The following is a 7,618-nucleotide window of genomic DNA, read 5'->3' on the forward strand; positions in this document are numbered from 1 at the left end:
CCTCGATCAGCTTGTCGGACTTGCTGATCCAGACCGCACGACGGCGGCCCTTGAGCCAGTTGTCGAGGAGGATACCCGCGACCTGCCGTCCCTTGCCCGCGCCTGTGCCGTCGCCGAGGAACCAGCCGCGGCGAAAACGAACGGCGTTCTCCGCGTCATCACACGCCGCCACCACGACGTCAAAAGTCGCATCGACGGTCCATGAGCCAGCGAGAAACTCGGAATGCGCCTCGCCGGCGTAGATGACGCTCTCGAGCTGCGCGTCTGACAGGATGCCATCCGCTATGACATTGGCTGGCAAAAGCGGCCGGTAGGATGGCTTTGGCGGCGCGACCGAAGCCATTGCGGCCGACTGCACGAGCTTGGTGGGATGGGCGTGCGCGCCCGGAATGCGGATCGACTGCAACGCGTAGGATTCATACAGCGCATCGGTGATCTTGCTGGCATCGGTGGGCGTCCAGTCGATGGGCTCATAGGCGACTTCTGTCGCCACGAGCTCGGATGCTGGCACCGCCGTCACGGGCTGGCGCTGGGCGACGTAGGCGCGGACTGTTCGGGGCGTGGAAGGGCTGGCAATTGCTGGCACTGCCGCCGGGGCGCCCACGATTGGGCGGCGTGGTGGCACGCACCGGACGACCCAGTCGAGCAAAGTCGGCAGGTCAGGCGCGATGCCGGCGGTTGCCGGCAATGACGCGATGTCGTCCGCCGGCACTCGATCGATCACGGTCAGGCGGGTGTCGATGGTGGTGCCGTGCTTGACATAGACAGCGCCGTCAATTGCCGCCGAGAACACGACCCGGCCCTGTTCCTGCAGTCGCTTGAAGGATTCGGTCCAAACGGGATTGTCGGGGGCGACGTTGGCGCCTGTGATGGCGACCAGCCGTCCGCCTTGGGGAAGACGGGCCAACGCGGAGGCGACGTGCCGTAACGCCGCATCCGCCATCCGGCAATCGACATGGACCGCGGCCGAGAATGGGGGGTTCATCAGTACGACGCTGGGCACGATGCGCGCGTCGAGGTGGTTGTTGATGTGTGCGGCGTCAAACCGCGTGGTGGAAACGGCCGGAAAGATCTGCCCGAGAATGCCGGCGCGGCTCTCGGCGAACTCGTTGAGGACGAGGGAGGCGCCGGCGAGTTCTGCGAGGATGGCGAGATGGCCGGTGCCGGCCGACGGCTCCAGTACGACATCGGCCGGCGTGATCGCGGCGGCAACGCTCGCGACGTACGCCAATCCGATCGGTGTCGAGAACTGCTGGAGGGTGTCGCTTTCCTCGGACCGGCGCGTCTGGGTCGGAAGCAGAGCGGCGATCCTCATCAGCATCGACAGCATGGCCGCCGGCGACGCCGCCTTGGCGCGCATGGCGGCGCCATGCCGCCGCAGGAACAGGACGGTCGCCGCCTCGCAGGCGTCGTAAGCGGTCTTCCAGTTCCAGGCGCCGGTCGCATCGGAGGCGCCGAACGCCGCCTGCATGGCGCTGCGCAGAACAGCGGCATCGATGCGACGTCCCTGTTCGAGATCGGTCAAAAGCTGTCGTGCAGCGCTAACAATCGCGGATGCAGCGACTGCGGTGGCGCGCATCGAGAGCGGCGCGGCGCTGGCGCCGCCGACGAGAGATTCGGTCATGAGGGGTGTCTTTCGGAGAGCGGGGAATGGGCCGAACCGCCCGGCACTCTCCTGACACCGCCGCGGCTCAAACCCTTTCCGGCCCACCTCTCCCTCTTGTTCTCAGCCAATCGGGATAGGGGGCAGCCTTGCGGCTGCGCCCCTCCCACACCACCGGACATACGGGTCCGTATCCGGCGGTTCGGTGGATTATGCGGGTCGCGGGACTGCGACGGAAGCCAGGCCGAGTGAACCGAGGTAGCGGTTTGGCATGGCGATGTTGAGAGCGGGGCTGTTGCCGAGCCGCCAAGGGCCATGTGGGCTGCCGGCAGTTTGTGCCGCCAGGTCCCGGCCGACGCCGCGGCGTCGCAGTTCTGCAACCCTTGTACTTCCACGCTTCCACTGTTTCCAGGCGATGGCGCGCAACCGCCGCCTGAGCCATTCATCAAGCGCACGCAACACCGACGGGGTTTGGCAGAAGCCGAAGTAGCCGCGCCACCCGATGAGGTAGACGGACAGCTCCTTGACGATCTGCGCGAGGCTTCGTCCGCGCGTGCGCCGCGTCAGTTCCCGAACCCTTGCTTTGAAGCGGGCAATCGCCTGCGGCGCGATGCGCCGCCGTGGCTCTCTTCCACCCGTGAAGCTGAAGCTCAGGAACTTGCGGACGCTCGGCTTGGCGACCGCGCTCTTGGCCTTGTTGACCTTGAGCTTGAGGCGCTTTTCGAGGAACCGTTCGATCCCGGCCATCACCCGCTCACCCGCCTTTTGACTGCGCACATAGATGTTGCAGTCGTCGGCGTAGCGCACGAATCGATGGCCGCGCTTCTCCAGTTCCTTGTCCAGCACATCCAGCATCAGGTTCGACAACAGCGGCGAGACGGCTCCCTGAACGCAAAAGATAACTTCCGCTTCGAACGGGCGATTGTGGGCTGGCGTGGACAGTGCGTGGTTGATTTGAGACGCAAAAGGTAATACGCAAGTGTCAGATGATTCGTTCGACGCGAGTGCAAAAGGCCGAACGACTGAGAGCGGCGCGGCGCTTGCTCGCGGACGAGATCGGCATGGCGGAGGCCGCCGTGGCTTTGTCGCGCACGTTTGGCTTGTCGCGACGACAAGCCTATCGCTACCTCGAACTGGCGCGAGCGGGTGCGCCGCCATTGGCGGCCGAGAACTCGGTTACGATCACGCTCAAAATGCCGGAAAGCCTCGCGCGCGGTCTCCGTGCTCACGCAACGGCGCGTGGCGTCACGACAAGCGAGGTCGTCAGGCAGGCCGTGGCGGCTTTCCTGGTGGCGAAGCGCAGGCATGGTTGAGCAGCGACCGATACGTCGTGCCATCCATCTGGAGTTCGCATTCGATCGGCTGCTCGCTGCCAAGCTCGAACAGGCTTACGACATTCTGGTTCCTGATCGGGTCCGGGTGGTGGGCAGCGCAAAGGTGACGGGAGCAGACGATGAAGACGGCAGCAATCTACGCTCGTGTATCGTCGGACAAACAAAGGGAGGAGAACACGATCGCCAGTCAGACGGCGACGCTGGTTGCGTTCGCCCGCGCCCAGCAATTCGAAGTGCCGAAGGAATGGGTCTTCGAGGACGACGGCTATAGTGGGGCGAACCTGATCCGTCCCGGCCTTGAGCGGGTGCGCGATCTTGCTGCCGAGGGGCTGATCCAGGCCGTCCTCATCTATGCGCCCGACCGGTTGAGCCGACGATACGCGCACCAGATTCTCTTGATCGAGGAGCTCGCCCGCGCCGGCGTCGAGACCCTGTTTGTGCGCGCGCCGCGCGGTTCGACGCCTGAGGACGAATTGCTCGTGCAGTTTCAGGGAATGATCGCGGAATATGAACGAGCCCAGATTTTGGAGCGCTCGCGCCGCGGCAAACGACATCGCGCTCGCCAGGGCGAAGTCAGCGTACTGAGCGGCGCTCCGTTCGGATTTCGTTTTATCCGCAAGACAGATCACTCGGCTGCGTACTACCAGATCGACGAAGAGCAGGCTCGCATTGTACGGTGGATGTTCGAACTATACACCGTTCAGGGGCTCAGCATCGGCGCCATCGCTCGCCTCTTGAACGAACAGGCAATCCCCACCTGCAAGCGACGCGGTCGGTGGGAGCGCTCGACGGTCTGGGGCATGCTGCGAAATCCGGCGTACAAAGGCCAAGCCTGCTTTGGTAAGACGACGCTTGCACCGCGCCAACGGATCACGCGGCCAATACGGATGCGTGGCGGCATTGCCACTCGCGACAGCGCCAGCCACGAGCAGCCGCGGGGGGATTGGATCACGATCGCCGTGCCGCCGATCGTCAGCGAAGAGGCCTTTGCGCTCGCGCAGGAACGGCTCGAGACCAACAAGACTCATGCGCCGCGGCGGACCGTCACGCCCAGCGTCGTGCAAGGTCTCGTAAGCTGCGCCAAATGCGGTTACGCACTCTATCGCACATCGACGCGATCGAGCGCACGCGCGATCCACTATTATCGATGTCTCGGCTCAGACGCTTGGCGGCAACTTTCCGGCTCCGTTTGCAACAACCGCCCGGTGCGTCAGGATCTTCTGGACGGGGTTGTTTGGGCGGAAATCGTGCGGCTGCTCGAAGATCCCGAACTCATCCATAACGAACTCGACCGACGGCTCGCAGCGGCGCGAGAAGCCGACCCGACCAAACGCCATGAGGAGGCTCTCCGCCGCGATCTCGTTCGCATCCGCAAGAGCATCGATCGCTTGCTCACTGCTTATCAGGAAGGCCTTCTCTCGCTGGACGAACTGCGCGAGCGCATGCCGAACTTGCGGCGGCGCGAACAAGCCGACAACGCTGAACTGCAGGCGGTCGTCGACCAGTCAGTCGACCGCACAGCCTATCTGCGCCTCGCTGAAACGCTGGCCACGTTCCTTACGCGACTGCGGTCGTCGGCCGGGGCCCTCGACGTATTGGAACGCCAGCGCGTCCTGCGGCTTCTCGTCAAGGAAATCCTCGTCGGCGACGACAAGATCATCATCCGGCACTGCATCCCGTTGCCCATGGCACCGGGCGACGGCCCGCCAGACGGCAGTCCGGACGCTGCACTGCCGGCTGCGCAAAGTTATCTTTTGCGTTCGAGGAGCCAGCGGACCGCCCTGCGGCGTACCCTCCTCCGTCGGGCTGACCAGTCCTCCCTCCAGAACACCCGCGTTCAAGAATCCGCGGATCAGTTTCAGGAGGCGCTTGTCAGCAACCCGCTTGGCAATGAGCCCCATCAGGATGTCGTGGTTGACCCGGTCGAAAGACTACTCGACAGACTACCCACCACCGCGCTCATCATCTCGACGACTATCCCGATCAGGTAACCATCGTTCGGTCGCGCCATCCTTTTGAGGGATCCGCGCTTAATGTTCTTGGCTGGTGTCATCGACGCGGCGAACTTCATCTGACGCTTGTACTGCCCGATGGTACCCGTGCCCTTGTACCGGCCGCGTGGACAGATCTGCCTATCGCACAACATTTACCGCGTGCAAGCCCGCAATGCGCTCGAGCGGCATTCCTGGCTTCCCACGCCGAGCTGCTGCACGCCCGGACGATCGTCGACGCTTTGCTGCGGCAATTGGATGCCGCGCATACTGTCCTGCTACCGGAATCGGAGGACAGCCATGCAGCAGCTAAGCTTTCTCGACCCACCACCTCAGCGCGGGGCCGTACCCGTATGGGAGGCCCTCGATAAAGAGCAGCGCGCACATCTCGTGCTGCGACTCGCCCGACTAATCGCCCGAGCAATCGCCACTGCCGGAGATCACAACGATGAACGAACTGAGCAAGATCACCGCTGAGCACCTACGCCGATGCGCAATCGTCTACGTGCGTCAGTCCAGTACGACGCAGGTCGAGCATAATCGCGAGTCCACTGCCCGTCAGTACGAGTTAGCCGAACGCGCCGCGCGGCTTGGTTGGCGACGCGATCAGGTGAAAGTCATCGATGAGGACCTCGGTATTTCCGGTTCCGGCCTTTCCGAGCGCATCGGCTTCGCGCGTATGACCGCGGAGGTCGGCCTCGGCCAGGTGGGCATCGTGCTCGGCTTGGAAGTCTCGCGACTAGCGCGCAATAATGCTGATTGGTACCGTCTGCTCGATCTATGTGGCCTGACCCACACGCTCATCGGTGATGGAGATGGGATTTATCATCCGGGCTTGTTCAATGACCGCCTGGTGCTCGGGCTCAAAGGTACGATGTCAGAGGCAGAGCTGCATGTGCTGCGTGCGCGGCTGCTCGGTGGCATCCGCAACAAGGCCGCACGCGGAGAACTGCACCGCGGGCTGCCGGTGGGTCTGGTACGGGGCGACGCCGACGGGGAGGTGCTGTTGCATCCTGACGAGTCGGTGCAAGCCGCGATCCATGCTGTCTTCGACCGCTTTGCCGAATTCGGCTCGGCACGACGCGTGTGGCTGTGGTTCCGCTCGCAAGGCCTGCGCTTTCCGCTGCACTCCAACAGCCTTGTCGATCTCCGCTGGGTCGTCCCCACTTACACAAAGATCCACCAGGTCCTCACCAACCCGTTCTATGCCGGCGTTTATGTGTATGGCCGCACCCAGCAGACATGCTATCTCGATGCGGGCGGTCGAATCCGAAAGCGCATCAGACAACGCGACCGCGAGCAGTGGCCGGTGTTCATTCGTGACCATCATGCCGGATACATCGATTGGAATACCTTCGAGGCGAACCAGAAGCGCCTGGCGCAAAACATCCGTCCTCGACCGCACCAGAGCGGGGGTGCCGTGAGAGAAGGCGCAGCACTCCTGCAAGGCCTCGCCGCATGCGGACACTGCGGTCGGCGCCTGGCCGTACACTACAGCGGCCGGTTCTCGGCGCCCGGATATCACTGCGCCGGCAAGAACATCGTCAACGGCCGGGGCGAGTACTGCCTCAACATCGGCGGTGTGCAGATCGATGCGGCTGTCGCCGAAGCGTTCCTTGCGGCTCTCGCGCCCGCAGGCCTGGAAGCCTCGCTCCAGGCGATCGAGCAATTCGACGCCGATCACGAGACGGCTCTCGCGCAGTTCCGTCGCGACGTCGAGCGTGCGCGCTACAACGCGCAGCGCGCCGAGCGACGCTATCGCGCCGTGGACCCGGAGAATAGACTCGTCGCGCGTGGACTCGAAGCAGAATGGGAAAGCGCTCTGCTGGAACTGAAGACTGCCGAATCCGAACTCTCGGACCGCGAACATGCCCGACCGCGCTCGCTTACGCACGAAGAACGCGACGCGATCCTTGCACTCGGTAAAGACCTCAAGCGTATCTGGTTCGCTCCCACGACGAGCGATCGCGATCGCAAGGAGTTGCTCCGCACGCTGCTCGACGACGTCACCTTGAGAGTCGAGCGCGATAAATACAACGCTCACCTGACGCTGCGTTGGCGCGGCGGTCTCTTCAGTGAAGTTAATGTCCCATTGCCGCACTCGCATCCATCGCCGATCCGCACCGCCGACGATACGATTGATCTGCTGCGGCGACTGGCTGCACATTATCCCGACACCAAGATCGCCGGCATCCTCAATCGCCAAGGCCGTACAACGGCCACAGGACTGTCGTTTACGGCAAATCGTGTGTCGAGCCTGCGGACGCACTGGGAGATCCCGTGCTTCGAGCCGAAACAGCAAGTGCAGGACGGCGAGTGCATGACGATCGAGAAAGCAGCACGCGCTCTCGGGATCGCACCCTCTACTTTGCATCGCTGCCTCAACGATGGCTTCATTGCCGGAGAACAGATCACACCTGGCGCGCCGTGGCGCATCCGTATCAATCACGAGTTGCGGTCGCGCTTTGTGGAGAGCGCGCCCGAAGGTTACGTGAAGATGTTCAAGGCCATGAATCTACTCGGCGTCTCGCGGCAAACCATCTTGCAACGTGTAAAGCGCGGCGAGCTTAAGGCCGTTCACGTCTATCGCGGACGGGCAAAAGGCATACGAATTCAAGTACCTGCAGCTGCTCCTGACCTCTTCGACCCTCTCAAAAAACCTGAAGGTGTAGTATGACGCAACATCCAAG

General features: G+C 63.3%; 5 protein-coding genes. 3 read left to right on the top strand and 2 right to left on the bottom strand.

Features of this window, described 5'->3' with window-relative positions; genetic code table 11:
• Positions 1-1,624 (bottom strand): strawberry notch-like NTP hydrolase domain-containing protein (locus tag VKR55_RS16695; RefSeq protein WP_324405014.1); only part of this gene is annotated, 1,624 nt, incomplete at its 3' end.
• Between the two features lie 189 nt (positions 1,625-1,813).
• A complete protein-coding gene (locus tag VKR55_RS16700; RefSeq protein WP_324405015.1) occupies positions 1,814-2,761 on the bottom strand; it encodes a group II intron maturase-specific domain-containing protein in 948 nt (315 codons plus the stop codon).
• Here VKR55_RS16700 and VKR55_RS16705 point away from each other — a divergent pair.
• From VKR55_RS16705 to VKR55_RS16715, 3 genes are all read left to right on the top strand, one after another.
• A complete protein-coding gene (locus tag VKR55_RS16705) occupies positions 2,665-2,916 on the top strand; it encodes a ribbon-helix-helix protein, CopG family (RefSeq protein WP_324405016.1) in 252 nt (83 codons plus the stop codon). The genes VKR55_RS16700 and VKR55_RS16705 overlap by 97 nt on opposite strands.
• A 140-nt stretch (positions 2,917-3,056) precedes the next feature.
• Positions 3,057-4,928, top strand: coding sequence for a recombinase family protein (locus VKR55_RS16710; protein ID WP_324405017.1), 1,872 nt, complete (start codon positions 3,057-3,059; stop codon positions 4,926-4,928).
• Between the two features lie 448 nt (positions 4,929-5,376).
• On the top strand, positions 5,377-7,605 hold the full coding sequence (locus VKR55_RS16715) for a recombinase family protein (protein WP_324405018.1): 2,229 nt from the start codon (positions 5,377-5,379) through the stop codon (positions 7,603-7,605).
• The last annotated feature ends 13 nt before the right edge of the window (positions 7,606-7,618 follow it).

The sequence above is a fragment of the Bradyrhizobium sp. genome, assembly GCF_035309285.1.
Classification (GTDB): domain Bacteria; phylum Pseudomonadota; class Alphaproteobacteria; order Rhizobiales; family Xanthobacteraceae; genus Bradyrhizobium.